This is a genomic window from Rhodovulum kholense, assembly GCF_003053725.1.
In the GTDB taxonomy this organism is placed as follows: domain Bacteria; phylum Pseudomonadota; class Alphaproteobacteria; order Rhodobacterales; family Rhodobacteraceae; genus Rhodovulum; species Rhodovulum kholense.
This window is the reverse complement of record NZ_QAYC01000001.1, coordinates 254,881-281,709: the sequence shown is the minus strand read 5'-3', so window position 1 is coordinate 281,709 and position 26,829 is coordinate 254,881. Positions and strand designations below refer to the sequence as shown.

General features: G+C 68.1%; 19 protein-coding genes. 8 read left to right on the top strand and 11 right to left on the bottom strand.

The window, feature by feature from the left end:
* Positions 1-98: 98 nt before the first annotated feature.
* The 4 genes from pgi to C8N38_RS01270 all read right to left on the bottom strand — a co-directional run bounded on the left by pgi (position 99) and on the right by C8N38_RS01270 (position 4,634).
* Entirely contained in the window at positions 99-1,742 is a 1,644-nt protein-coding gene (gene pgi, locus C8N38_RS01285) for a glucose-6-phosphate isomerase (protein WP_108023136.1), read from the bottom strand.
* Positions 1,743-1,746: 4 nt separating this feature from the next.
* Positions 1,747-2,409: a 6-phosphogluconolactonase gene (gene pgl / locus C8N38_RS01280; protein ID WP_108023134.1), complete on the bottom strand. Its 663-nt coding sequence runs from the start codon at positions 2,407-2,409 to the stop codon at positions 1,747-1,749.
* Complete coding sequence (gene zwf / locus C8N38_RS01275) at positions 2,406-3,860, bottom strand: glucose-6-phosphate dehydrogenase (protein WP_108023131.1); 1,455 nt, start codon at positions 3,858-3,860, stop codon at positions 2,406-2,408. The genes pgl and zwf overlap by 4 nt, the downstream gene beginning before the upstream one ends.
* A 297-nt stretch (positions 3,861-4,157) precedes the next feature.
* Entirely contained in the window at positions 4,158-4,634 is a 477-nt protein-coding gene (locus tag C8N38_RS01270; protein ID WP_108023129.1) for an Lrp/AsnC family transcriptional regulator, read from the bottom strand.
* Positions 4,635-4,738: 104 nt separating this feature from the next.
* Between C8N38_RS01270 and putA the strand changes: the two genes are divergently transcribed.
* The 3 genes from putA to C8N38_RS01255 are packed head-to-tail and all read left to right on the top strand — an operon-like array spanning position 4,739 to position 9,339.
* Positions 4,739-8,209 (top strand): bifunctional proline dehydrogenase/L-glutamate gamma-semialdehyde dehydrogenase PutA, encoded by a 3,471-nt coding sequence (gene putA / locus C8N38_RS01265; RefSeq protein WP_108023127.1) that lies wholly within the window; start codon positions 4,739-4,741, stop codon positions 8,207-8,209.
* 30 nt (positions 8,210-8,239) lie between these two features.
* Entirely contained in the window at positions 8,240-8,980 is a 741-nt protein-coding gene (locus C8N38_RS01260) for a rhomboid family intramembrane serine protease (protein ID WP_075786418.1), read from the top strand.
* Positions 8,977-9,339 (top strand): GFA family protein, encoded by a 363-nt coding sequence (locus C8N38_RS01255; protein WP_108023125.1) that lies wholly within the window; start codon positions 8,977-8,979, stop codon positions 9,337-9,339. Before C8N38_RS01260 ends, C8N38_RS01255 begins: the two co-directional genes overlap by 4 nt.
* A gap of 42 nt (positions 9,340-9,381) precedes the next feature.
* Here the strand turns inward: C8N38_RS01255 and C8N38_RS01250 are convergent, their stop codons facing one another.
* The 3 genes from C8N38_RS01250 to C8N38_RS01240 form a co-directional block, all read right to left on the bottom strand.
* Entirely contained in the window at positions 9,382-9,627 is a 246-nt protein-coding gene (locus C8N38_RS01250; RefSeq protein ID WP_245895471.1) for a hypothetical protein, read from the bottom strand.
* Between the two features lie 79 nt (positions 9,628-9,706).
* On the bottom strand, positions 9,707-10,495 hold the full coding sequence (locus C8N38_RS01245; RefSeq protein WP_108023123.1) for an inositol monophosphatase family protein: 789 nt from the start codon (positions 10,493-10,495) through the stop codon (positions 9,707-9,709).
* An 80-nt stretch (positions 10,496-10,575) separates the two neighbouring features.
* Positions 10,576-11,490 carry a LysR family transcriptional regulator gene (locus C8N38_RS01240; protein WP_108023121.1) on the bottom strand — a complete coding sequence of 305 codons (915 nt, stop codon included), beginning with the start codon at positions 11,488-11,490 and terminating at the stop codon, positions 10,576-10,578.
* A 103-nt stretch (positions 11,491-11,593) separates the two neighbouring features.
* Between C8N38_RS01240 and metF the strand changes: the two genes are divergently transcribed.
* On the top strand, positions 11,594-12,463 hold the full coding sequence (gene metF / locus C8N38_RS01235; protein WP_108023119.1) for a methylenetetrahydrofolate reductase [NAD(P)H]: 870 nt from the start codon (positions 11,594-11,596) through the stop codon (positions 12,461-12,463).
* A gap of 78 nt (positions 12,464-12,541) precedes the next feature.
* Here metF and C8N38_RS01230 read toward each other — a convergent pair whose 3' ends face one another.
* Positions 12,542-14,830 carry a xanthine dehydrogenase family protein molybdopterin-binding subunit gene (locus tag C8N38_RS01230; protein WP_108023117.1) on the bottom strand — a complete coding sequence of 763 codons (2,289 nt, stop codon included), beginning with the start codon at positions 14,828-14,830 and terminating at the stop codon, positions 12,542-12,544.
* Between the two features lie 121 nt (positions 14,831-14,951).
* Here C8N38_RS01230 and C8N38_RS01225 point away from each other — a divergent pair, with 121 nt between their 5' ends.
* Together C8N38_RS01225 and thrS are read left to right on the top strand one after the other, a co-directional pair.
* Entirely contained in the window at positions 14,952-18,005 is a 3,054-nt protein-coding gene (locus C8N38_RS01225) for a valine--tRNA ligase (protein ID WP_108023115.1), read from the top strand.
* A 159-nt stretch (positions 18,006-18,164) separates the two neighbouring features.
* The gene (thrS, locus tag C8N38_RS01220; protein WP_108023113.1) at positions 18,165-20,111 is read left to right on the top strand and encodes a threonine--tRNA ligase; all 1,947 of its coding nucleotides are present in this window, start codon (positions 18,165-18,167) and stop codon (positions 20,109-20,111) included.
* 77 nt (positions 20,112-20,188) lie between these two features.
* Here thrS and C8N38_RS01215 read toward each other — a convergent pair whose 3' ends face one another.
* Positions 20,189-20,521, bottom strand: a complete 333-nt coding sequence (locus tag C8N38_RS01215) for an arsenate reductase family protein (protein WP_108023111.1) — start codon at positions 20,519-20,521, stop codon at positions 20,189-20,191.
* Between the two features lie 220 nt (positions 20,522-20,741).
* Here C8N38_RS01215 and C8N38_RS01210 point away from each other — a divergent pair, with 220 nt between their 5' ends.
* A complete protein-coding gene (locus C8N38_RS01210) occupies positions 20,742-20,948 on the top strand; it encodes a cold-shock protein (protein ID WP_108023109.1) in 207 nt (68 codons plus the stop codon).
* Between the two features lie 83 nt (positions 20,949-21,031).
* Here C8N38_RS01210 and C8N38_RS01205 read toward each other — a convergent pair whose 3' ends face one another.
* Positions 21,032-21,430, bottom strand: coding sequence for a DUF2177 family protein (locus C8N38_RS01205; protein ID WP_108023690.1), 399 nt, complete (start codon positions 21,428-21,430; stop codon positions 21,032-21,034).
* Positions 21,431-21,658: 228 nt separating this feature from the next.
* On the opposite strand from C8N38_RS01205, the gene C8N38_RS01200 reads away from it, so the two are divergent.
* Positions 21,659-22,042 carry a GFA family protein gene (locus tag C8N38_RS01200; protein ID WP_108023107.1) on the top strand — a complete coding sequence of 128 codons (384 nt, stop codon included), beginning with the start codon at positions 21,659-21,661 and terminating at the stop codon, positions 22,040-22,042.
* A gap of 23 nt (positions 22,043-22,065) precedes the next feature.
* Here the strand turns inward: C8N38_RS01200 and C8N38_RS01195 are convergent, their stop codons facing one another.
* Positions 22,066-26,826 carry a hypothetical protein gene (locus C8N38_RS01195; RefSeq protein WP_108023105.1) on the bottom strand — a complete coding sequence of 1,587 codons (4,761 nt, stop codon included), beginning with the start codon at positions 26,824-26,826 and terminating at the stop codon, positions 22,066-22,068.
* Positions 26,827-26,829: the final 3 nt, after the last annotated feature.

Genomic DNA, 26,829 nt, shown 5'->3' with positions numbered 1-26,829 from the left:
CTCCGCTCACAACCCAAGCAAAGCCTAGGCCGAAAACGTAAACGAATCCTTTCCCCGTCCCGGGTCGCCCGGCGGACGGCCCCCGTCGCGTCAGACCCTCAGCCGGCCGCCGCCACGAAATCGAGAAGCTGCGCGGTCGAGCCGTCCAGCGTCTCGGGACGCGCGCCGCCCGCCAGCAGAGGCTCCAGCGACTTGGCCAGTTCCTTGCCAAGCTCGACCCCCCACTGGTCGAAGGAGTTGATGCCCAGGATCACCCCCTCGGTGAAGACCCGGTGTTCGTAAAGCGCCACGATCTGGCCCAGCATCCGCGGCGTGAGCTGCGGATAGATCAGCGTGGTCGAGGGCCGGTTGCCCGGGAAGACCCGGTGGCGCGCCTGCCGGTCCAGCTCGTCTCCGACAAAACCCGCCTTCTCGGCAATGGCGCGCGCGGCCTCGAGGCCGCGCCCCTCCATCAAGGCCTTGGACTGGGCCAGCACGTTGGCCAGCAGCAGCCGGTGGTGATGGGCCAGCTCGGGCTCGTGGCCCCGCGCCGCGACCAGGAATTCGCAGGGCACGACCTGGGTGCCCTGATGGATCAACTGATAGAAGGCATGCTGGCCATTGGTGCCGGGCTCGCCCCAGACCACGGGACCGGTCGGCCGCGAAACCGCCTGCCCGCTCATGGTCACGCTCTTGCCGTTGCTTTCCATTTCAAGCTGCTGGAGATAGGCCGGAAGCCGGGCCAGCCGCTGGTCATAGGGCAGCACCGCGCGCGTCGCATGGCCCAGCACCTGCGCATGCCAGAGCCCGACCAGCGCCAGCAGCACCGGCAGGTTCGAGCGCAGCGGCGCGCTGCGGAAATGCGCGTCCATCGCCGCGCCGCCCGCAAGGAAGTCGTCGAAACGCTCGGGGCCGATGGCGATCATCAGCGACAGACCGATCGGCCCCCACATCGAATAGCGCCCGCCGACCCAGTCCTCGAAGCCGAAGACCCGCTCGGGCGCGATGCCGAAATCGGCGGTCCGGTCCAGCGCCGAGGACAGCGCCGCGAATTGCGCCCCGGGGTCCGACACCCGCGCCGCCATCCAGCCACGCACCGTCTCGGCATTGGTCATGGTCTCGATGGTGGTGAAGGTCTTCGAGGCGACGATGACCAGCGTCGTTTCGGGGTCCAGATCCTTCAGCGTGTCGGCGGCATGGGCGCCATCGACATTCGAGATGAAATGGCAGCGCGGCCCGTCATGGAAGGGCGCAAGCGCCAGGCAGGCCATGGCCGGACCCAGATCCGACCCGCCGATGCCGATATTGACGACATCGGTGATCGGCCCGCCCTGCCCGCAAATGCCGCCGCCCCGGACCTCGCGCGCGAACCCCCGCATCCTCAGAAGCGTCTCGCGCACGCCTTCCATGACGTCCTGGCCGTCAAGCGCGACCTTGCCCTCGGGATTGCGCAGCGCGGTGTGCAGCACCGCCCGGCCCTCGGTCTCGTTGATCCGGCGGCCCGCGAACATCGCGTCGCGCCGGGCCTGCACACCGGCCGCGATGGCCAGCTCGATCAGAAGTTCCAGCGTGTCCTCGTCGATATTGGTCTTCGAGAAGTCGAACAGCATCTCTTCGCCATGTACGGCGGCCGCGGACTGGCCGGGGAACCGGACCGAAAAGGCCGCGGCGCGGTTCCTGTCGTGAAAGAGCGTCGCGATGGCGCGTGCCGATACCCGGCCCGCCTGGGCGTCGAGCCGGTCCCAGATCGTCGAAAGGGTCACGTCGTTACTCCGTCCAATGGACCGTTGCGTCCTTCAGCACCGTGCAGATCGGTGCCAGATGCGGATCGGCCAGCTCGGCCGCCTGTTCGAGCGCGGCGCGCTTGGCGGCCCCGGTGATCAGGATATGGATGCTGAGCGCACCCTGCAGAACCGGCGCGGTCAGGGTGATGCGCGGCTCGGGCTGGCCGGGCGGGGTGATCTGCATCACCGGCGGCGCCTCGGGCGAGAGGGCCGCGTCCAGTTCGGGCGCGCCGGGGAAAAGCGAGGCGGCATGCATGTCGTCCCCCATCCCCAGCACCAGAACGTTCAGCGGCAGCGCCCGGCGCACCCTCTCGGTCAGCCCGTCCATGCCGTCGGCGCCGGGCCTCAGCCCAATGAACCGCGCCTCGGCCGCCTTGCCGGTCAGAAGCCGCGCCCGGATCATGCCCTCGTTCGAGCGCGGGTGATCGGGAGCCACCAGCCGTTCGTCGGTCGGCAGCACCCGGACCCGGGACCAATCAAGGCTGCTGGCGCAAAGATCGTCGTAAAGCGGCCCCGGCGTCGTGCCGCCGGGCAGCGCGATGCTGACCCGGTCCTCGTGGAACAGCGCGTTGTTCAATTCGCCCGCCAGCACATTGGCAAGCGCAATCATCATCATCTCGAGATCGGGATAGGTCAGCAGCTTCACGGCCGGATCTCCCGCCAGCGCCGACCGTCGCGATGCAGCAGCATCAGCGCATCCTCGGGCCCCGACGAGCCCGGATCGTAGGGCTGGGGCCGGTCGCCGCGCGCCTCCCAGGCGGCGATGATCGGATCGGTCCAGGCCCAGGCGGCCTCGACCTCGTCGCCGCGCATGAACAGCGTCTGGTTGCCGCGGATCACATCCATGATAAGCCGTTCATAGGCGTCCGGGATCTCTTGCGCACTGGGACCGAGTGCCTCGGCGAAGGACATGTCCAGAGGCACCTCGATCAGACGCATGCCGCCCGGCCCCGGTTCCTTGATGGTCACCTTCAGCTTGATGCCCTCGTTGGGTTGCAGCCGGATGACCAGCACATTGGCGCGGTGGCCTTCCTGTTCGCCGAAGATCGAATGCGGCGGGTCTTTGAAGGTGATCGCGATTTCCGAGGTGCGCGCCCTGAGCCGCTTGCCGGTGCGCAGGTAGAAGGCCGTGCCCTTCCAGCGCCAGGACGAGACATGGGCCTTGAGCGCGATGAAGCTTTCGGTGCGGCTGGCGGGATCCTCGACATCCTCGTGATAGCCGGTCTTGCCGTTCGCGCCCCGATACTGGCCGCGCACGATATCGGCCGGGCGCACCGGGTCGAGCGCACGGATCACCTTCAGCTTCTCGTCGCGCACGGCATCGGGTTCGAAGGCGTAGGGCGGTTCCATCGCGATCAGGCACAGAAGCTGCATCATGTGGTTCTGCACCATGTCGCGCATCGCGCCCGACTTGTCGTAATAGCCGCCCCGGCCCGCGACGCCCACGGTCTCGGCCACGGTGATCTGGATGTGATCCACGTATTGCGCGTTCCAGAGCGGCTCGAACAGCATGTTGGCGAAGCGGACCGCCATCAGGTTCTGCACCGTCTCCTTGCCCAGATAATGGTCGATCCGGTAGATCTGATGTTCGTCGAAATGCGCGGCCAGCGTGGCGTTCAGCGCCCGGGCCGAGGCGAGGTCATGACCGAACGGCTTTTCGACCACGATCCGGCAGCCTTCGGTGTTCATGCCATGGGCATGCAGCCGCTCGGCCAGCGCCCCGAAGAGCCCCGGCCCGACCGAGAAGTAATAGGCCTGCACCACATCGGGGCGCATCTTGGCGGCGAGCTCGGGCCAGCCGCCCTCGCCGGTGGCATCGACCGCCACATAAGCGAGCCGCGTCAGGAACCGTTCGACGGCCTCGGCATCGCGCCGCCCCTCGGGGATCGCGGCATGGATCGCGGCGCGCACCAGGGTGCGGAACCCCTCGTCGTCCATCGGACTGCGGGCCGCGCCGACGATCCGGGCGGCGTCCGGCAATTGCCCGTCGGCATCGCGGCGATAGAGTCCCGGCAGGATCTTGCCGGTGGACAGGTCTCCGGTCGCGCCAAAGATGACGAGATCGAACGGATCGACCGGTATGACGCGTGAAACCATGACGCTTCCCCTGGCGTTGCCTGGCGGTTGCAGGGACAGGGCGGCACCCGCATCTCCCGGTCGCGGCCGCCCTCGGTCCCTGGGACCTGTCTACCATTCCCCGGCCAGCGCGCAACTGCCGAGGCAGCGAAGCGCGCCGCGATTTTGACGGGCCGCGCGCGAGGCCGCAAGCTTGCCCCAGCCGAAGATGCTCAGGAGCGGAATGATTGGCAAGCGCACGCCCCACGGATCCCGATGCGAGGCCAACGCGCCGGGACGGGCGCCCCCTCCCTTTCGCCTGTCATCCGGGATCGCCCGTCACGGCGGCGTGGCGAAGGCCGCGTCCTTGACCGCCTCCATCGCCACGAAGGTCGAGCTGTTGGCGACATGGGGCAGCGCCGAAATCCGTTCGGCCATGACCTCGCGATAGGACGCCATGTCGGCGGTGCGCACCTTCAGCAGATAGTCGAACCCGCCCGCGATCATGTGGCATTCCTCGACCTCGGGAATGACACGGACGGCGGCGTTGAAGTCGCGCAGCGCCGCCTCGCGGGTATCGGACAGCCGCAGCTCGACAAAGGCGACATGGGCCAGCCCCAGCCGGATCGGGTTCAGCATCGCGCGATAGCCGGTGACGATGCCCTCGGTTTCGAGCCGGCGCAGCCGGGCCTGGGTCGGGGTCTTCGACAGACCGATGCGGCGGGCCAGTTCGGCCACGGGAATCCGCCCCTCGGCAGAGAGAATCTGCAGAATCGCGCGGTCGTAACGGTCGAGGGGCAGCGAGCCATCAGGCATGAACGGGACCCTATCTTTGGGCGAAACGCCTAGAAAGGAAGATAAATGCAGGCGAACGGCCTGCCGCTTTGCCGCTATGATGGCCTGAAAACGGAGAGACTTCCATGCTGGATGACACCCTGCCGCTGCGCGACCGGATCGAGGCGGCCACCTATGCGCCCGAAGGTCCGACGCTGGACGCCCTGCTGACCGCGACCGGCCTGAATGACGAGGACCGCTCGCGGATCGAGGCGGCGGCGGCCGAGCTGGTGCACCAGATCCGCGCCGGGGACCGGCCCGGGCTGATGGAGGTGTTTCTGGCCGAATACGGGCTGTCCACCGACGAGGGCATCGCGCTGATGTGCCTGGCCGAGGCCCTTCTGCGGGTGCCCGACGAGGCCACCATGGACGCGCTGATCGAGGACAAGATCGCGCCCTCGGACTGGGGCCGTCATCTGGGCCGGTCGGCCTCGCCGATGGTCAATGCCTCGACCTGGGCGCTGCTGTTGACCGGGCGGGTGCTGGAACGCCACGAGCGCGGGCTTGTGAAAACGCTGAAGGGCGCGGTCAAGCGGCTGGGCGAGCCGGTGATCCGCGCGGCGGCCGCGCGCGCCATGCGCGAGATGGGCCGCCAGTTCGTGCTGGGCGAAACCATCGACGCGGCGCTGGCCCGCGCCGCCGAGATGGAGGCCAAGGGATACACCTATTCCTACGACATGCTGGGCGAGGCCGCCCGCACCGAGGCCGACGCCCGGCGCTACATGACCGCCTATTCCGGCGCCATCGCGCGGATCGGCCTGGCCGCGACCCGGGGCGACGTGCGGGCCGATCCGGGCATCTCGATCAAGCTTTCGGCGCTGCATCCGCGCTATGAGGTCGCCCAGCGCGACCGGGTGATCGCGGAACTTGCGCCGCGCCTGCTGGATCTTGCGCTGAAGGCGCGGACGATGGGCATGGGGCTGAATATCGACGCCGAGGAGGCCGACCGGCTGGTGCTGTCGCTGGACGTGATCGCGGCGGTTCTGGCGGACGAGCGGCTGGCGGGATGGGACGGGTTCGGCGTGGTCGTTCAGGCCTATGGCCCGCGCGCGGGTCTGGTGATCGACGCGCTTTACGCGCTGGCGCAGAAGCACGACCGGCGGCTGATGGTGCGGCTGGTCAAGGGCGCCTATTGGGACAGCGAGATCAAGCGCGCCCAGGTCGCGGGCGTCGAGGGCTTTCCGGTCTTCACCCGCAAGGCCGCGACCGATGTCAGCTATATCGCCAATGCCCGCAAGCTGTTGCGGATGACCGACCGGATCTATCCGCAATTCGCGACCCATAACGCGCATACGGTGGCGGCGATCCTCGACATGGCCCCCGACCCAGAGAGCTTCGAGTTCCAGCGCCTGCACGGCATGGGCGAGGCGCTGCACCAGATCGTCATGGACAAGGGGCTGGGCACGCGCTGCCGGATCTATGCCCCGGTCGGCGCGCATCGCGACCTGCTGGCCTATCTGGTGCGCAGGCTGCTGGAGAACGGCGCCAACTCGTCCTTCGTCAACCGCATCGTCGATACCAGCGTCCCGCCCGAAGTGGTGGTGGCCGACCCGCTGTCCGAGCTCGAGGCGCGGCTTGACGAGCCCGCCAACCCCGAGATCCTGCCGGGGCCTGCGCTGTTCGCGCCCGAGCGGCGCAATTCGCGCGGCTGGGATCTGGCGCACGGGCCGCATCTGGCTCGTATCGACGAGGCGCGCACGGCCCAGCGCACCGCCCATGTCAATGCCGCCCCGCTTCTGGCCGGACCGGTCCGCGCCGAGCCCGGCCAGCCGCGCCACAGCCCCTCGGACCCGAAGGATCTGGTCGGCTGGGTGCAGGACGCCTCGCTGCGCGATGTCGGCACGGCGCTGGCCCATGCCCGGCCCTGGAACATCCCCGAAACCCGCTGCGCCGAGATCCTGCGGCAGGCGGCCGACCTTTACGAGGCGCATTTCGGCGAGATCTTCGCGCTTCTGGCGCGCGAGGCCGGCAAGACCCTGCCCGACGCGGTGGGCGAGCTGCGCGAGGCGGTCGATTTCCTGCGCTACTACGCCTCGCGGATCGAGACGCTCGATGCGCCCGCGCGCGGGCTTTTCGTCTGCATCTCGCCCTGGAACTTTCCGCTGGCGATCTTCACCGGGCAGATCGCCGCAGCGCTGGCCGCGGGCAATGCGGTGATCGCCAAGCCCGCCGAACAGACCCCGCTGATCGCGCATCTGGCGGTCAGGCTCCTGCACGAGGCGGGCGTTCCGCCCGAATGCCTGCAGCTTCTGCCGGGCGACGGGCAGATCGGCGCACGGCTGACCTCGGACCCGCGCGCCACCGGCGTGGCCTTCACCGGCTCGACCGAGACCGCCCGGCTGATCCAGCGCGCGATGGCAGAGCACATGGCCCCCGGCACGCCGCTGATCGCCGAGACCGGCGGGCTGAACGCCATGATCGTCGACAGCACCGCCCTGCCCGAACAGGCGGTCCGCGACGTCATCGCCTCGGCCTTCCAGTCGGCCGGGCAACGCTGTTCGGCGCTGCGCTGTCTGTACGTGCAGGAAGACATCGCGCCCGGCTTTCTCGAGATGCTGAAGGGCGCGATGGCCGAGCTGCGGGTCGGCGATCCCTGGGCACTCTCGACCGATCTGGGTCCGCTGATCGACGCCGAGGCCCATGCCGGGATTGCGACCTATGTGGCGGCCGCGCGCGCCGAGGGGCGGGTGATCTGGGAAGGCAAGACCCCGCGCGAGGGGCATTTCCAGGCGCCGGTCGCGATCAGGGTGGCGGGCATCGAGGCGATCGAGCGCGAGGTGTTCGGCCCGGTGCTGCATGTGGCAACCTTCGCGGGCGCCGATCTGGACCGGGTGATCGCGGCCATCAACGCGACCGGCTATGGCCTGACCTTCGGGCTGCACAGCCGGATCGACGACCGCGTGCAGCATCTGGCCGACCGGCTTTGCGTCGGCAATCTGTACGTCAACCGCAACCAGATCGGCGCGGTGGTCGGCAGCCAGCCCTTCGGCGGCGAGGGGCTTTCGGGCACAGGCCCCAAGGCGGGCGGGCCGCATTACCTGCCCCGCTTCACCGAACGCGCGGCCCCCGAGGCGCTGAGCACCTCCGAGCCCGCAGGCGGCACTCCGGCCGCGCCCGAGGCGGTCGAGGCGGCCCTGCGCGCGGCCAGCCCGGCGCGCGGTCCCGAAACGCTGGATCTGCCCGGACCGACCGGCGAATCGAACCGGCTGACGACCCGGGCGCGGCCACCCCTTTTGTGCCTCGGGCCGGGGGAGGCTGCGGCGGCGGCGCAGGCCGAAGCGGTGCGCGCGCTCGGCGGGGCGGCGGTCGCGGTCGAGGGGCGGCTCGATCCGGCCGCGCTGACGGCGGCCGAGGGCATTTCGGGGGCGCTCTGGTGGGGCGATGCCGAGACCGGGCGCGCCTATGCGCAGGCCCTGGCCCAGCGCGACGGGCCGATCCTGCCGCTGATCGCCGGGATGCCCGATCCGGCCCATGCCCGGCACGAGCGGCACCTTTGCGTCGACACGACGGCGGCGGGCGGCAATGCCGCGCTGCTGGCGCGCGCCGGTTCGGCTTGACGGCCCCGGCGCGCCCGCTAGCCTTCTGCCATGTTCCCGTTGCGTGACCACAACCCGTCGAGCCGCTTTCCCATCGTCACCCTGGCGCTGATCGGCGTGAATGTGGCGGTATTCCTGTCCTATCTGCCGCTCTTTTCCGACCCGCGGGCGGTGAACGCCTTCTTCCAGACCTGGGGGATGGTGCCCGCGCTGATGTCGCAATCGGGCGACTGGACCGGGCTTTTGACCTCGATGTTCCTGCATGGCGGGGTGCTGCATCTGGCGGGCAACATGCTGTTTCTGTGGATCTTCGGCGACAACATGGAAGACCGGTTCGGGCATCTGGGCTTCTTGCTGTTCTATCTCGCGGGCGGGGTCGCGGCGGCGCTGTTTCAATATGTCATCGACCCGGGCTCGCCCGTGCCGGTGGTGGGCGCCTCGGGGGCCATCGCGGCGGTGATGGGGGGGTATCTCTTGCTGTTCCCGAAGGCCCGCGTCGATATCCTGATCATCCTCGTCGTGATCTTCCGGGTGATCCCGGTGCCCGCCTGGCTGATGCTGGGGCTCTGGTTCGGGCTTCAGCTCTATTCGGGGGTCTCGGCCCCGACAGGTGAGGGCGGGGTCGCCTACTGGGCGCATTCGGGCGGGTTTCTCGCAGGTCTCGCCTTGACCCTGCCGCTGTGGCTGAGGCTGGGCGGCCCGGAGTTCTGGGGCCGCACGTCCGGGTCGCCGCCCCACCCGGTCGCGGTCTACAGCCCGACCAGCATCCCCCGTGTCCGGAGACGCCGATGACCCGCCTGACCTGCCATTGCGGCGCCATCGAGCTTGAGGTCGAGCTGTCCGAAGGGCTGACCACGGCCCGGCGCTGCGACTGTTCCTATTGCCGAAGGCGCGGTGCGATCATGGCCACGGTGCCGCTGGACAAGCTGCGGGTGGTACGGGGCGCCGATCGGCTGAGCCTGTATCAATGGGGCAGCTGCACGGCCAAACATTACTTCTGCCCGACCTGCGGCATCTACACCCATCACCGCAGGCGGTCCGATCCCAACGAATATGGCGTCAATGTCGGTGCGCTCGAGGGCGTCAATCCCCGCGATCTGGGCGAGGTGCCCTGGAGCGACGGCGTGAACCATCCAAGCGACCGCCCCTAGATCGGCTGCCGTCGCACCGGGTTTGGGCGCGGCCCCGGTCGGTCACTCGGCCCCGCCAAGCGTGTCGAGGGTCTGCACATTGGCGCTGGTCAGCGCGCCGCCGACATCCCCGCCCAGCGACACGAGGCCCGACTGGATCGACGAGACCATCGCAATGCAGGCTCCGACGAGGGCGGCGGTCAGCACCACCCAATCGACGGTCACGGCCCCCGACCGGTCGGCCGCGAACGCCGCGAAACGGCGCATCGCACGCTTGCGGCTTTGCCGACGCGCTTTGTCCTGGGTCATGGCCTGCCTCCTCTGCCCCCGGTTCAGGGGGTCAGGGATGGCCTTGAAACCTGACCGGAAAATGGCGCTGCCGGGTTTTTCAGGTGGCCCGGATGACCTTGGCGAACTGATCGTAGATCGCCTCGTTGGCGACCAGCAGCTCGCCGTGATCCAACGGGTTGCGCCCTTCGTGGATCGGCCCGACGAAGCCGCCCGCCTCGCGCACCAGCAAGAGCCCTGCGGCGATGTCCCAGGCGTGCAGTTCGCGTTCCCAGTAGCCGTCGTAGCGGCCCGCCGCCACATAGGCCAGATCGAGCGACGCCGCCCCCCAGCGCCGGACGCCTGCGCAATTGGGCATCAGCCGCGCCAGATCCTGCAGGGTCGCGGGCAGCGTGCGCTTGGCGGCGAAGGGCACGCCGGTGGCAAAGATCGCCTCGATCATGCGCGACCGTGACGACACCCGCAGGCGGCGGTCGTTCATCCAGGCGCCCGCGCCCTTCTCGGCGAAATAGAGTTCATCCTTGGCGGCATCGAAGACCACGGCCGAGACGATCTCGCCCTTGTGTTCCAGCGCGATCGACACCGCCCAGTGCGGCAGCCCGTGCAGGAAGTTGGTGGTGCCGTCCAGCGGATCGACGATCCAGCGGCGCGTCGGGTCGTCGCCATCCTCGCCGCCGGTTTCCTCGCCGAGCCAGCCATAGGTCGGGCGCGCGCCGCGCAGTTCCTGCCGCAGGATGTCCTCGGCGGCGGTATCGGCCCGGCTGACGAAATCGCCCGCCCCCTTCATCGAGACCTGCAGGTTCTCGACCTCGCGGAAGTCCTTGACCAGCGCGCGCCCGGCCTTGCGGGCGGCCTTGATCATGATGTTGAGGTTTGCACTGCCTTGCATGGGGGTCTCCTTCGGTCTTGCCGCGGGCCATACACGCGGGCGCGCCCGGTGCCAAGGAAAATGGCATGGCGGGGGCCGCCCTACCCGGCCGCGCCGCGTTGCAGCTTGACCGGTTCGCTGCGCGCGAGCCGCACGAAATGCGCCATGAAGGGCCGCGCCGCATCCTCGGCCCGGGTCGCGGCATACATCCGCTTGGTCAGCCCGGTCCCGGTCAGCGGCCGCACCGCGAAATCGGCACTGGCGCGGGCCTCGCGCACCACCCAGTCGGGCAGCACGGTGACGCCCCGGCCCGAGGCGACAAGCATCAGGATCACGGCGGTCAGCTCGACCTGACGCTGGGCCAGCGGCTCGACCCGGGCGGGCGTGAGGAGCCCGGTGAAGACGTCGAGCCGCGCGCGTTCGACCGGATAGGTGATCAGCGTCTCGCCGCGGAAATCCTCGGCCTCGATGAAGGGCTTTTCGGCCAGCGGATGGCCGGCGGCGCAGAGAAAGACCGGCTCATAGTCGAAAAGCGGCACGAAGCCGATGCCGTCGATGTCCTCGGGGTCCGATGACAGCACCAGATCGACCTCTTCGCGCGCGAGCGCGGGCATCGCGTCGAAGGACAGGCCCGGGCGGATGTCGACATCGATCTCGGGCCAGGCCTTGCGGAAGCTATCGAGCACCGGCAGCAGCCAGTCGTAGCAGGCATGGCATTCGAGCGCGATATGCAGCCGCCCGGACCGGCCCGAGGTCATGCCCGCGAAATCGGCCTGCAGCGCGGCGATCTCGGGCAGCACGCGCTCGGCGGTGCGCAGGAGTTTCAGCCCCGCAGCGGACAGCCGCAAGGGCTTGGTGCGGCGAACGAAAAGCTCCATGCCGACTTGCTCTTCGAGCCCCTTCACCTGATGGCTGAGCGCCGATTGGGTGATGTTCAGCCGGTCGGCCGCGCGTGCCAGCCCGCCCGCGTCATGGATCGCCTTGATGGTCCTGAGATGGCGCAGTTCCAGATACATCCTGTTGCCCGGCTCATATTGATCTTGAGAACTATGAGTTTGTTTCACAGTCCCGGCTGTGCGACAAGGCTGCACCCTTCGAGACCTCACGGAGTGCCAGCCGATGACTGCCCCGCGCGTATCCTTCGAATTCTTTCCGCCCCAGTCGCTGGAGGCGAGCTTTCGCCTCTGGGAGGCCGCTCAGGCGCTGGCGCCGCTGAAACCCGCCTTCGTGTCTGTAACCTACGGGGCGGGCGGGACCACCCGAAAGCTGACCCATGAGGCGGTGGCGACGATCCACAATCATTACAAGCTGAACGTGGCGGCGCATCTGACCTGCGTGGATGCCACCCGGGCCGAGACGCTGGAAATCGCCGACTCCTATGCGGCGGCGGGCGTGACCGAGATCGTCGCGCTGCGGGGCGACCCGCCGAAGGACCAGGGCGCGTTCCGTCCGCATCCCGAGGGTTTTGCCAATTCCTGCGAGCTGATCGAGGCGCTGGCCGCGACCGGCAAGTTCCGCCTGCGCGTCGGCGCCTATCCCGACCCGCATCCCGAGGCGGGATCGGCCGATGCCGATGTGCTCTGGCTGAAACGCAAGTTCGAGGCGGGCGCGGATTCGGCCATTACCCAGTTCTTCTTCGAGGCCGAGACCTTCTTCCGGTTCCGCGATGCCTGCGAGAAGCAGGGGATCGACGGCGCGAAGATCATCCCCGGCATCCTGCCGATCGAGAAATGGGCGGGCGTGCGCCGCTTTGCCGAGCGCTGCGGGGCGCATGTGCCGCCGGGCATCGACGAGGCCTTCCAGACCGCGATCCGCGACGGCCGCGAAGAGCTTCTGGGCAAGGCGATGGCGACCGAGCTTTGCACCGAGCTGATGGACGGGGGCGTGCGGGATTTCCACTTCTACACGCTGAACAAGCCGTACCTGACGCGCGACATCTGTCATGCGCTGGGCGTGCTGCCCGAGGCGCATCTGGAAAAGGTCGCCTGAGCGACGCGGCACCGGGCGTCCGCCAAGGACGACCGGTCCGAATTTTCTGCGAAAATTCGTGGCCTCGCGGGGAGGGCGTCAGGCAGCGGACTGCAGCAGGCGCCAGACCCGTTCCGGGGTGAACGGCATGTCGGCCCGGCGCACCCCCTTGTCCCAGAGCGCGTCCAGCACCGCATTGCCGACCGCCGCCATCGACCCCACCGTCCCGGCCTCGCCGCAACCCTTCATGCCCAGGGGATTCGTCGTCGAGGGCACGGGTTCGGTCGTGAAGGTCACGAACGGCATGTCGGCGGCACGGGGCATGGCATAGTCCATGAAACTCGCGGTCAGAAGCTGGCCGTAGTCATCATGCACCACCCGTTCGCAGAGCGCCTGGCCGAGCCCCTGCGCCACCCCGCCATGGACCTGCCCCTCGGCCAGACGCGGATTGACCAGATTGCCGAAATCGTCGGTCACCGCGTAGCGCAGCACCCGCGTCTCGCCGGTCTCGGGGTCGATTTCGACCTCGGCGACATGGGCGCCGTTGGGATAGGAGCGTCCCGGCAGGGTGTAGGCCGCGCGGTGGCGCAACAGATCCGTCCGCCCCGCCGCCCGCGCCATCGCCGCCGCCTCGATCAGCCCCGGCGTCAGGTTCGAGCCCGGCGCCCGGAACCGGCCCTCGTCGAAGCCGAGCACCCCGGGATCGACGCCCATCTCGGCCGCCAGGAACGGCGTGAACGCCGCGACCATGACCTCGACCGCCGCGAGCGTCGCGCTGGCCTGGGTGGTGACCGAGCGCGACCCGCCGGTCCCGCCGCCCGAGGCGATGCGGTCGCTGTCGCCCTGGATCACCCGGATCGCCTCGACCGGAAGCCCGGTCCGGTCGGCCAGAAAGCGGGCATAGACCGTCTCGTGCCCCTGCCCGTTCGACTGGGTGCCGACATAAAGATTGACCGTGCCATCCGCGCAGAACTCGATCTCGGCGCCTTCGGTCGGATCGCCGAGGATCGACTCGATGTAAAAGCACAGCCCAAGCCCCCGAAGCCGCCCGCGCGCCGCGCTTTCGGCCTTGCGCGCGGCAAAGCCCGCACGGTCGGCGACCGCCTCGACGCGCGCCAGAACCCGGGCGAAATCGCCCACATCGTAGGTCTCGCCGGTGGCCGTGCGGTAGGGGAAGGCCGCGGGCGCGATGAAATTCCGCCGCCGAAGCTCCCAGGGGTCGATGCCCAGTTCGCGGGCCGCAAGATCCATCGTGCGTTCGAGCGCGTAGATCGCCTCGGGCCGCCCGGCGCCGCGATAGGCGTCGACCTGCGTGGTGTTGGTATAGACGCCCTTCACCGCCAGATAGGCCGCCGGAATGTCGTAGACCCCGGTCAGCACCTTCGAGAACAGCTCTGACTGGATCAGCTGGGCGAATTCGGAATTGTAGGCACCCAGGTTGGAAATCGTCTCGACCCTGTAGCCGGTGATGCGGTGCCCGGCATCGAAGGCGATTTCGACCACCGAGACGAGATCGCGCCCCGCATTGTCGGTCAGCATCGCCTCGGTCCGGTCCGACATCCAGCGCACCGGCCGGCCAAGCGCCCGCGCGGCATGGGCGATGACGTAATATTCGGGATAGCTCATCGCCTTCATCCCGAAACCGCCGCCGACATCGGGGTTGGTCACCCGCACCGCGTCTTCGGGCAGCCCCAGCATCGCCGCCAGCTTGGCCTTCTGCCCCCAGACCCCCTGCCCGTTCACGCACAGATGCAGCCGCCCGTCCGACCACTCGGCCCAGGCGCCGCGCGGCTCCATCGCATTGACGATCACCCGATTGTCCGGAACCTCCAGCCGCACCGTATGCGCCGCCGAGCGGAACGCCTCGTGCACCGCCGCCTCGTCGCCCATCGCCCAGTCATAGGCAAGGTTCAGCGGCGCCTCGGCATGGATCTGCGGCCCGCCCACGGTCAGCGCCAGGTGCGGGTCCAGATCGTGCAGGTCGAACTCGATCTCTTCGGCGGCATCCTTGGCGGCCAGCGGGGTCTCGGCGATCACCACGGCCATCGCCTCGCCGACGAAGCGCACGCGGTCCCGGGCCAGCACGGGCCGCGCGGGCGCGGCGCCCGTGCTGCCGTCGCGATTGGTGACCACACTCGCGCGCATCGACAGATCGACCCCGGCCGCCGCCAGATCGGCCGCGGTCAGCACCGCCACGACCCCGGGCGCCACGGCCGCCCGGCCGACATCCAGCGCGCGGATCTCGGCATGGGCGACCGGGCTGCGCAGAAACACCGCATGCAGCGCCGAGGCCGGGGCGATATCGTCGACATAGCGCCCCTGGCCGGTCAGAAAGCGCAGATCCTCGAACCGCACGCCGGTCTGGCTCTTGCCGAATTTCGTATCCATCTGTCCTGTCCTCCCTGTTGCGGCGAGGGTAGCGGCAGGGGGGCATCTGTCCAGAGGGCTTGGCCTTGGCGCCGCCTTTCGCTAATCACGCCGCAGCCCAATTCGATGCAAGGGACCTCCGATGCCCATGGAAAAGACTTTCGACGCCGCAACGGCGGAACCGCGCCTTTACGAGGCCTGGGAAAAGGCCGGCTGCTTCACCGCCGGAGCGAATGCCTCGCGCCCCGAGACCTTCTGCATCATGATCCCGCCGCCGAACGTGACCGGCAGCCTGCATATGGGTCATGCCTTCAACAACACGCTGCAGGACATTCTGGTGCGCTGGCACCGGATGCGCGGCTTCGACACGCTGTGGCAGCCGGGTCAGGACCATGCGGGCATCGCGACCCAGATGGTCGTGGAACGGCAACTGGCGAAGGAAGGCAATCCCGGCCGCCGCGAGATGGGCCGCGAGAAATTCCTTGAAAAGGTCTGGGACTGGAAGGGCCAGTCGGGCGGCACCATCATCAACCAGCTCAAGCGCCTGGGCGCCTCCTGCGACTGGTCGCGCAACGCCTTCACCATGTCCGGCGCCCCCGGCGCGCCTGCGGGCGAGGACGGCAATTTCCACGATGCCGTCATCAAGGTCTTCGTGGACATGTACAACAAGGGCCTCATCTATCGCGGCAAGCGGCTGGTGAACTGGGACCCCCATTTCGAGACCGCGATTTCCGATCTCGAGGTCGAGCAGGTCGAGGTCGACGGCAACATGTGGCGCCTGCGCTATCCGCTGGAGGATGGCGCGACCTACGAGCACCCGGTCGAATTCGACGAAGAGGGCAAACCCACCGCCTTCGAGACCCGCGATTATCTGGTCGTCGCCACCACCCGCCCCGAAACCATGCTGGGCGATACCGGCGTTGCCGTGCACCCCGAGGACGCGCGCTACCGGCACTTGATCGGCAAGACCGTGCGGCTGCCGCTGTGTGGCCGGTCGATCCCGATCGTGGCCGACGACTATGCCGACCCGACCAAGGGCACCGGCGCCGTCAAGATCACGCCCGCGCATGATTTCAACGACTGGGGCGTCGGTCAGCGCACGGGGCTTCGGGCCATCAACATCATGTCGACCCGCGCCGCGATGTTCCTGAAGGACAATGCCGATTTCGCCGAGGGCTGCGACGCGGCGCTGGTGGCCGATTGCATCGCGCGGTTCGACGGGCTCGACCGCTACGAGGCGCGCAAGGCCATCGTCGCCGAGGCCGAGGCGCAGGGCTGGCTCGACGGGATCGACAGCGACAGGCACATGGTGCCCCATGGCGACCGGTCCAAAGCCGCCATAGAGCCCTATCTGACCGACCAGTGGTTCGTCGACACGCAGAAGATCGTGGGCCCCGCGCTCGACGCCGTCCGCAAGGGCATGGCCGCGCAGGAGGCGGGCACCTTCGACGAGAAGGCCGGCTACACCCGCATCCTGCCCGAACGCGACGCCAAGACCTATTTCCACTGGCTGGAGAATATCGAGCCCTGGTGCATCAGCCGCCAGCTCTGGTGGGGGCACCAGATCCCGGTGTGGTACGGGCTCGACCTCGACGCGTCCCATTTCACCGATGACGAGGGCGACAACGCGCTCGACGATGTCGAGCTCTTCCGCCTGCTCAATGAGGGCTTCGTCCAGCGCGGCGCGCGCCATCACTGTGCCGCCGATTTCGAGACGGTCCGGGCGCAGTTCCAGGACGTGCTTGCCGGTCTGCCGGCGCCCCTGCATGCGATGCGGGTGGTCGAGGTCGCGGGCCGCGCCGAAGCCGAAGAGGCGCTGGCCGAGAGCCTCGCGGATTACAATCTCAGCCAGGACCCGACCGGGCTGATCTATCCGGTCTGGCGCGACCCCGATGTCCTCGACACCTGGTTCTCGTCGGGGCTCTGGCCCATCGGCACGCTGGGCTGGCCCGAGAAGACCCCTGAACTGGCGAAATACTTCCCGACCGATGTGCTGATCACCGGCTTCGACATCATCTTCTTCTGGGTCGCCCGGATGATGATGATGCAGCTGGCCGTGGTCGACCAGATCCCGTTCCACACCGTCTATGTCCATGCCCTCGTCCGCGACGAGAAGGGCAAGAAGATGTCGAAAAGCTTGGGCAACGTGCTCGACCCGCTGGAGCTGATCGACGAATACGGCGCCGATGCGGTGCGCTTCACCCTGACCGCCATGGCGGCGATGGGCCGCGACCTGAAGCTTTCGACCAGCCGGATCGCGGGTTATCGCAACTTCGGCACCAAGATCTGGAACGCCACCCGCTTTGCCGAGATGAACGGGGTCTTCGAAGGCTATGCGCCCACCGGGGACATCCCCGCCCCCACCGAGACCGTGAACAAGTGGATCGTGGGCGAGGTTGCGCGCGTCCGCGAGGCGGTCGACGAGGCGCTGGCGGCCTATCGCTTCAACGACGCCGCCAATGCGCTTTATGCCTTTGTCTGGGGCAAGGTCTGCGACTGGTATGTGGAATTCTCGAAACCGCTGCTGATGGACGGGACCCACGCGCAGAAGGCCGAGACGCGAGCGACCATGGCCTGGGTCATCGACCAGTGCCTGATCCTGCTGCACCCGATCATGCCCTATATCACCGAGGAACTCTGGGGCACGACCGCCGAACGGGCGAAGATGCTGGTTCATGCCGACTGGCCCGCCTATGGCGCCGATCTGATCGACGCGGGCGCCGACCGCGAGATGAACTGGGTGATCGCGCTGATCGAGGAAATCCGCTCGGCCCGGGCCCAGATGAACGTGCCCGCGGGCGCCAAGATCGCGATGCTTTACACCGAGCTGGACGAGGCGGGCAAAACCGCTTGGACGCGGAACGAGGCGATGATCCAGCGCATGGCCCGGATCGAAAGCCTGACCGAGGCGAAGACCCTGCCCAAGGGCTGCGTGACCATCGCGGTCGAGGGCGGCGCCTTTGCCCTGCCGCTTGAGGGCATCATCGACGTGGCCGAGGAAAAGGCGCGGCTGGAAAAGACGCTTTCCAAGCTGGAAAAGGACCTCAAGGGGCTCGAAGGCCGGTTGAAGAACCCGAAATTCGTCGAAAGCGCCCCCGAGGACGTGGTCGAGGAAACCAGGGACCTGGTCGCCGCCAAGACCGAAGAGGCCGCGAAACTGCGCGTCGCGCTCGAGAGGCTGGCCGAACTCGCCTGATCCGGGGGACCTGAGCCGCCCCCTTGCCACCATTGCCGCCCGGGCCGCCCTGCCGCAGCCCGGGCGGCTTGACTTGAGCCCCGCGCAGGTTCACTAGACCAACCGACATAACCCGCAACCGGGCGTTCCGTGGGCGCCAAACCGACGAGGAGGCCGATCATGGGCCAGATCACTCTCACTTTCCCCGATGGCAATCAGCGCGCGGTCGAGGCCGGGACCACCCCCGCCGAGATTGCCGCGAGCATCTCCAACTCCCTGGCCAAGAAGGCGATTTCGGCGCAGGTCAATGGCCGCCATTTCGACCTGCAATGGCCGATCACCGAAGATGCCTCGATCGCCATCAACACCATGAAGGACGACGCCCCGGCGCTGGAACTGATCCGGCATGACCTTGCGCATATCATGGCGCGGGCAGTGCAGGCGCTGTGGCCCGATGTGAAGGTCACCATCGGCCCGGTCATCGAGAACGGCTGGTATTACGATTTCGACCGCGCCGAGCCCTTCACCCCCGAGGATCTGGGCCAGATCGAGGCGAAGATGAAAGAGATCATCAACGCCCGCGACCCGGTCCGTACCGAGATCTGGGACCGCGCCCGCGCGATCAAGCATTACGAGGACAATAACGAACCCTACAAGGTCGAGCTTGTCGGCATGATCCCCGAGGATCAGCAGATCCGGATGTACTGGCATGGCGACTGGCAGGACCTCTGCCGCGGCCCGCATCTGCAGCATACGGGTCAGGTGCCGGGCGATGCCTTCAAGCTGATGAAGGTCGCGGGCGCCTATTGGCGGGGCGATTCCAACCGGCCGATGCTGCAGAGGATCTATGGCGTGGGCTTCCGCACCCGGCAGGAGCTGAAGGATTACCTGACCTTCCTCGAAGAGGCCGAAAAGCGCGACCACCGCCGTCTGGGCCGCGAGATGGACCTGTTCCACCTGCAGGAAGAGGCCCCGGGCCAGATCTTCTGGCACCCGAACGGCTGGAAGATCTACACCACGCTGCAGGATTACATGCGCCGCCAGCAAGAGCGCGACGGCTATGTCGAGGTCAACACCCCGCAGGTCGTGGACCGCAAGCTGTGGGAAAAGTCGGGCCACTGGGACAACTATCAGGAAAACATGTTCATCGTCGAAGTGGACGAGGAGCATGCCCGCCAGAAGGCCATCAACGCGCTGAAGCCGATGAACTGCCCCTGCCACGTGCAGATCTTCAACCAGGGCCTCAAGTCCTATCGCGACCTGCCCCTGCGGATGGCCGAATTCGGGTCCTGCAACCGCTATGAGCCCTCGGGCGCGCTGCATGGCATCATGCGGGTACGCGGCTTTACCCAGGACGACGCCCATATCTTCTGCACCGAGGACCAGATCGAGGCCGAAGCGAAGAAGTTCATCGACTTCCTGGCGAAGATCTATGCCGATCTCGGCTTCGAGAACTGGCGGGTCAAGCTGTCGACCCGGCCCGAAAAGCGCATCGGCAGCGACGAAAGCTGGGACCGCACCGAAGCGGCGCTGGGCTCGGCGTGCCGTGCCGCGGGGTATGAGTACGAGATCAACGAGGGCGAAGGCGCGTTCTACGGGCCGAAGCTGGAATTCGTGCTGCGCGATGCCATCGGGCGCGACTGGCAATGCGGCACGCTGCAGGTCGACCCCAACCTGCCCGAGCGGCTGGACGCGACCTATATCGGCGCCGATGGCGACAAGCACCGGCCGATCATGCTGCACCGCGCGGTCGTGGGCTCGTTCGAACGCTTCATCGGCATATTGATCGAGAACTATGCCGGCAAGCTGCCGTTCTGGATCGCGCCGCGGCAGGTCGTGGTGGCCTCGATCGTGTCGGATGCCGATGCCTATGTGCAGGAGATCGTCGCGGCCCTGCGCGCGGCGGGTGTGCGGGCCGAGGCCGATATCCGTAACGAGAAGATCAACTACAAGGTCCGCGAACACTCGCTGTCCAAGGTGCCGGTGATCCTTGCCATCGGCCAGCGCGAGGTCGAGGACCGGACCGTGTCGGTGCGCCGTCTGGGCGAGACCCGGACCGAAACCGTGGCCTTCGACAGCCTGCTGCCGCAACTGGCCGCCGAGGCGCGCGCCCCCGATCTGGCCTGAGCCGCGCGATACGCCAATCAAGAAGGGCGCCGGACGACCGGCGCCTTTTTGCTGTTAGGGGACGCGGACGGTCCGCGTCAGCTTGCGCTTGCCAGCGTCAACGCGGTTGCGGCGTCCCAGCCCAGAAAAAGCCGGCCCTCGGCCTCGATCACCGGACGTTTCATCAGCGTCGGATGGGCCTCGAGCAGATCGAGCGGATCGGCCGCCCGCGCCGCCTCGTCCAGCTCACGCCAGGTGGTCGAGCGCCGGTTCACCAGATCCGGTCCCAGCGTCTGGAGAAACCGCGCGATCTCGGCCCGCGGCAACGGCGCCGCGCGCACGTCGTGAAACGTGACCGGCTTGCCCGCGCGCTCCAGCGCCGCCTTTGCTTTCCGGCAAGTGTCGCAGGTTTTTAAACCGTAAATTACCATTCCAAACCTCGATTGTTTCCGGGCGCAACCTAGCCGAGATTACGGTGCAATCTACAGGGCTCTTGATTTTTTCACGATTCTTACTGCATTGTTTCTTGTGTGACGGCAGACGACCTGGACGACCGCTCCTCCTTCAGGGGCAGCCGGGAGACTGGAAGACCTGGCTGTGACCTGCCGCGCCGCAATCCCGCGGGCGCGGAAACGACCGAGGAGACAGACGATGCCCACCGGCACCGTGAAATGGTTCAACACCACCAAAGGCTATGGCTTCATCGCGCCCGACGATGGCGGCAAGGACGTTTTCGTGCACATTTCCGCCGTCGAACGCGCCGGCATGACCGGCCTGACCGACAACCAGAAGATCGCCTATGAGATGATCGAAGGCCGCGACGGTCGCAAGTCGGCCGGGGATCTGAAGGCCCTGTAATCGGTCGCGCGGGAGGTGGCGGCACCGGCTGCCACCCTTCCCCGGGAACCTGACCTTAGAAGGGTCTGCCGGAAGGCGGCGCGTCAGACGAAGATGCGCGCCACATAGACCCCGATGCAGGCCGAGACCCCGGTCAGCAAGGTTCCCCAGCAGGTATCGAGCGCCACCTGAACCGGCGACCAGCGCCGCAGCGTGGCGAAGTTGGTGAATTCATAGGTGCCGTAGGCCATCGCACCGACCACCATGCCCTCGATCAGCGCCTGCCCCGGATTGCCGCGCACCAGTGCGGGCCAGGACACCAGCCAGACAAGCCCCAGCACATACGCCAGATAGAAGACCGCCGCCGCCCCCATGCGCGGACGGTCCCGCATCCAGTCGCCGAGATAGCGCGCGAAAAGCGGCTGCATGACCTTGCGCAGCATCAGCGCATCGAGCGCCAGAAAGACCAGCGCCGTGACAAGATAAAGAATGATCGCAATGATGACGGACATGACCCTCGCTTTCCCGATTTTTCCCTTACGGGCGGCCAACGTTCGGGCGCGGGCGCGGGTTCCCGGTTGGCCCCCCGGATGCCGGTCCCGGGGGCCGGTTTCGGGCAGGCCGCCCGGACCCGATGTCAATCGGCGGCAGGACTGGCCATCTGTTCAAGCCCCTGCCCCTGCCCCTGCCCGTGCCTGTGCGCAGGGCACCGGGACCGACGGAGACAGGCCATGAGCCCGGTCACCGGCGGATGCCTTTGCGGGGCGGTCCGGCTGGAGGCGGCCGGCCCGCCGCTTCGGGTGGCCGTCTGCCATTGCCTGGACTGCCGCAAGCATCATGGCGCCGTCTTCTATGCCGCTGCGATCTTTCCCGAGGCGGCGGTCACGGTCGAGGGCACGCCCAAGCACTATCGGGGGCGGTATTTCTGCCCGGTCTGCGGCGCGTCGGTCTTCGCCCGCAGCGGCGACGAGGTCGAGGTGCATCTGGGGACGCTCGATACGCCCGACCTTTTCGTGCCAGACGACGAGACCTGGACCATCCGCCGCGAAAGCTGGGTGCCGCCCGTCGCGGGGGCCGCGCAATTCGCCCGCGACCGCGACGCGGACGACGCCTAGCCCCCGACGGCCCCGAAGCGGGGTCAGCGGACCAGCAGGGCCTCGGGGTCGAAGGTTTCGGCAAAGACCAGACGTTCCTCGATGATCCGGCGCGGGAAGACCCGTCCGCCATGGCGCTCGTTGACGGTGTTGTCGGAATAGAACCGCTCGAACTCGCGGACCAGAATGCGGCGCGGCCCCGCACCGCCGGGCAGCGTCACTCTGGCGTCCCAGAAGGCGGGATCGGGCAGGAACGGGTCGATCGGGCGGGTCGGCGTGACCAGATCCCCGATCGTGCCGCCCATCGCGGTGCCCAGCGCGCGGCCGATGGCCAGACTGCGATCCTCGGCGGGCGGCAGGGTGACCCGGCCACCCGCCGCCGGTGTCACGATGCGGCCCCCTGCGGGTCCGGGCGACACGGTGGCCGAGAGCGCCCCCGTCCCCGCGAGACGGTCAAGCGACAGCACCCCGTCGCGGGCCGCGGACAGCCCCCCCGGCGAGAAGACCGGGCCGATGCCGCCTTCCTCTTCCTCGCCCACGACATGGTCGTGCAGCACCTGCACGTCTTCCCAGGCCAGATCGCTGTCGATCCCGTCCTTCTGGCGCTGCAGCACGATCTCGACCCGGTTGCGGCCGGTCTCGAAGGGCCCGTTGACGAAGGACACGGTCTGGAAAGCGGAGTCGCGGTCAAAGCGCAGCGGCCCGCTTTCCGGGTCCGGCCCGTGCAGGCTGACCGACAGCACCGAGCCCGAGCGCGTCGCCCGCACCCGGCGGCGCGGCAGCACCTGGGCAAACTCGGCCAGAACCACACGCGAGATCCTGGCCCCCGGCATCGCATTGGGCTGATAGCGCACCAGCGCCAGCCGCACGAAGGGCATGTAGCTCGACCCGGGCGACAGTTCGATATCGCAATACCAAAGCCGCCGGTCGTCATCCCAATGCACCCGATGCCCGACGATCCGCACAGAGGGATCGCCCGGGCGCTGTTCCTGCAGCGCTAGCGTTTCGGCGGTCACCCGGGCCGGGAAGTCGGCGTCGCGGATCGTCTGCTTGGGCGCCGGGCTTTGCCAAAGCGGATCGGTCCCCCATTGGGTGACAAGCTTTTCGAACCGTTCCGGGATCTCGTTGAAATTGCCGCCATCGCGGTGAAGGACCACCCCCAGCAACTCGCCATCGCCCGAACTGAACCAGGGCCGGTCGAGCCAGACCCGCAACCCGTTGCCGGTCCGCGTCGCGGTATAGCCGGTCGCGCCGGTGCTGCGGCTCCAGCGGAAGGTGGGCACGACATACAGCAACCGCGGGTCTTTGGGCGGAGCCGAGGCCAGCACCCGGGTCTGCGCGGTCGAGCCCGCGGGATCGGGCAGCACGGGCGCCCCCATGTCGTCCTCGGGCGGCAAGGCCATCGGCTCGCCCAGCGCAACCGGCCCCAGCTGCGTGACCAGATCGGTTCGTCCGTAGAGCGCGGGCGGCAGGTATTCGCGGAATCGGGTCGTTGCGCGCATCCGGTAGGCGATCAGCCGGAACCGGGTGTCGCCAAGATCATGCACGTCGCCGCGCTTGGCCTCGGGGTCGGTCAGCTGCGCCGAGACGGCCGTCGAAAGCACCAGAGCGTTGGGGTGGTTCTCGGCCAGCCGCACCTCGCCCAGCTGGCCGCGGAAGGCGACACGCTCGGGCCGGGGTTTGGCGATGTCGTCGACCCATTCCGACCAGTCGGCCTCGATCTCGATCTTGCCGGTCGAGGGACCGTGCAGCCGCACCTGACGGCAGGAGAGGCGCAGCTCGCGGTCGCCCCTGCCCCGGCTCGTGATCATCTGGATCATCTCGGGGCGGCAGACCGGCGCCTGGGTGGCATGGACCAGCGTCAGCGGGCGATAGGGCGTCATCAACCAGTTGGTGCCCATCGCGGCGGCCTTGCGGCAGGCCTCGGCGGCCTTGGCCGACTCGGTCCAGTGCGGGATGCCGAAACTGTCGAGATGCCGGGGCGAGACGAAGCTGGCATAGAAAAGCCGCACGATCCGGCCTTTCTCGACGAAAAGGGTCAGCTCACGCTTGTCTTCGTCCCAGACCGGCAGGCCCTTGTCGGGGAAATCGACCATGCAGGGCAATTCGCTGTCGGTCTCGGCGCGTTCGGCCAGAACGAGACGGAACCCCGCCAGATCGGGCCAGTCCCCGCCATGCCGGACCAGCAGGATCAACCGCTCGCGGTCGTCGCGCACGACCCGGGCACTGGGGCCCAGCACCATCTCGTCGTCGATCCCCGGCAACGCATGGCCGCGCGCCGCCCGGATCGAGATGCCGCCCGTCGCCCCGTCGGGCAGATAGGGCGTGGTCAGCGCGGCTTCGCGGTGGATCACGTATTGCCCGCCCGCCATCCGGTCGCCGACCGGGTTGTCAGCCGAGGGCAGCGCGGGCGGCACCGCGGCCGTGGTGGCGATGGCCCCCAGCGTCTGCGGCGTGATCAGCTCGATCTGCGCGCCCGGCAGCGGGTCGTAAAGCGTGCCCACCTCGCGCGCGGCGATGGCGTAGCCCTCGCGGATGCGCTGCCAGTCGCCGAAGAACGGATCGAAGAAGCCATGGGTCTCGCATTGCTGCTGCGAGGATTTGGGCGGCACCAGATGGCGCTGGTTGGTTTCGGTATAGGCGAAATCGGCCGAAGCCGGTTGGGCCGCCGCTGCCTGGAAATCGGGATCGTTGAGATATTCTCCGGTCGTTGCGTTGAAATTCGACCGGATCACCAGCCGTTCCAGCTGTTCGCCCTCGCTCAGCCTTTCGCGCTGGACCAGCACGGGCGGATCGACCGGCTCGAAGCGCCAGTAGCCGACCGCGTCGCTGGCCTGTTCCAGATCGCCCAGCGAGGGGTCCTTGAGGCCCAGCGAATTGCCCGCCAGATCGACGACCCGCGCCCGCAGCCGGTACAGCGCGCCGAAGCGCAGGCGCGGCAAGGTTCCCTTCTGGGCCGCAAAGGTGACGGCCAGATCGTTGCCCTTTTCGGCGGTGTCGGTGACATCGGCGGGCAGTTCGGCCTGAAGGTTGTCGTCCTCGCCGGTTTCCGACCGGATGGTCCTGCCGGGGCGCGGCGCGGCCAGGCTCCAGCCCGACCAGCGGAACAGGCTTTCATGCAGGTACTGTTCGTCCGCGTTGTCGGGATCGCCCGATACCGAATGGCCCGAGACATAGCCCTCGTCGGGCGGGAATTTCAGCTGCTCGCCGGTCGAGATCACGCGATAGTCGCCGACCCGGGCCTGCAGGCTCTGCCAGTCGCCGGGATGGACCCGGTCGGGCACCCGGGCCACGTCGATGCGATAGCCGCGATGCACATCCTCGGCAAACAGCACCACCTTGTCGGCATTGCCGGCCGCGATCTCGGCATTCTTCAGATCGGCCGCGGCGGCCAGTTGGGCCAGATCGGTGGCGCGGCCGTGCTGCGACACCCCGATCCCGCCTGACCGCAGCGCCGCCACGCCCTGCCGGTCGGGCGTCGTGTAGGTCACCTCGCCATGGCTCTGGCGCAGGCTCAGGCTGCGGGCCACGAGGTTCTGCGCGGTCAGCGCGAAGTTCACCGTCTTCAGCGCCGCGCCATCGGGATCGACCTGATAAAGATCGAAAAGGCCGGGCTTTTCGTCCTTGGCCACCTGCCAGCCATCGTCGCTGTCCTCGAGCCGCAGAAGCCCCGCGTCATGCTGCGCGCTGCGCGGGCGCGGCACGAACCGGTCCTTGCGGGCCAGCCAGGCGGTGCGGGGCGTGGCGTCCTTGCCGGGCGCGGGCCCGTCCCATTTCAGCACCAACTGCATCTGCCCGATGCCGGTGCCGCCGCCCGCCGCGATCCGGTCGTCGATGACCTTGCCGGTGTCGAGCACGCAGTCGATCACCAGCCCCAGCCCGCGTTTCAGATCGCCATAATCGGCATAAGACGCCACGATCCGGTGGAAATCGTACTCGGGCGCAGGCGGCGGCGGGGTCACGTCCTTGAAATCGGGGCGGCGCTTGAGCTTTTCCAGGTCGCTCGCGCGGGTCCGGCGGTAGAAGCGGTCGGCCTGATAGAAGGTGTATTCGTCGGCCGAGGTGAACTGTCCCATCACGCCGGCCGCCGCCCCCGCAGCCGCGGGCGGCACCCAGTCGGGCGGCAATGCGCGGCGCGGCCGGCTTTCGGACGCATCGGGCGTGCCCGTCTCGCCCTCGACGCCCGGCCCGGGCACGGCCATCGGAAAGACCGAATGGTCCGAGAAGACGGACCGGTCGACGATCTTGTCGATATCCTCGCCGAAGAAGCGCGAAAATCCCGGCAGCGGCACCTCGACCGAGCGGTCGCCGAAATTGATGATCTGGGTGCGCGTCCCGAGATCGCCCAGCATGCCCTTCAGCGCGGGATCGGCATCCTTCCAGGGCAAGAGAACAGGGTGCTCGTCCCCCGACTGCGCCGCGAGCCGCCCGTAATGGCGCCGCGCGAAGGCCAGCACGTTGCGCACCGCGTAAGACCGCAGGTTGACCCGGCTCATGTCGGTATAGACGAAACCTGCAACCGGGGTCTCTTCGGTGAAGAAGCGTTTCCAGAGATCGCTGTCGGGTTTCGAGACCGGGGTCAGACGCACAAGCGTGCTGCCGATCCGCCCCCGGAAATTTGCCCGCTCCAGCGTGGCGGGCCAGTCGAGCCAGGGCTCGTAGGCTTTCAGCACCTGTTCGTCGGGCGCCTGCGGCGTCAGACGGGGCGAGACCACAAGGCTGACCCGCCACTTGCCGTCATGCTCGCCCCCGTCGGCCACGCGGCCATAGGGCAGGACGGTCCAGACCAGAAACTGCTCTGCCATGGT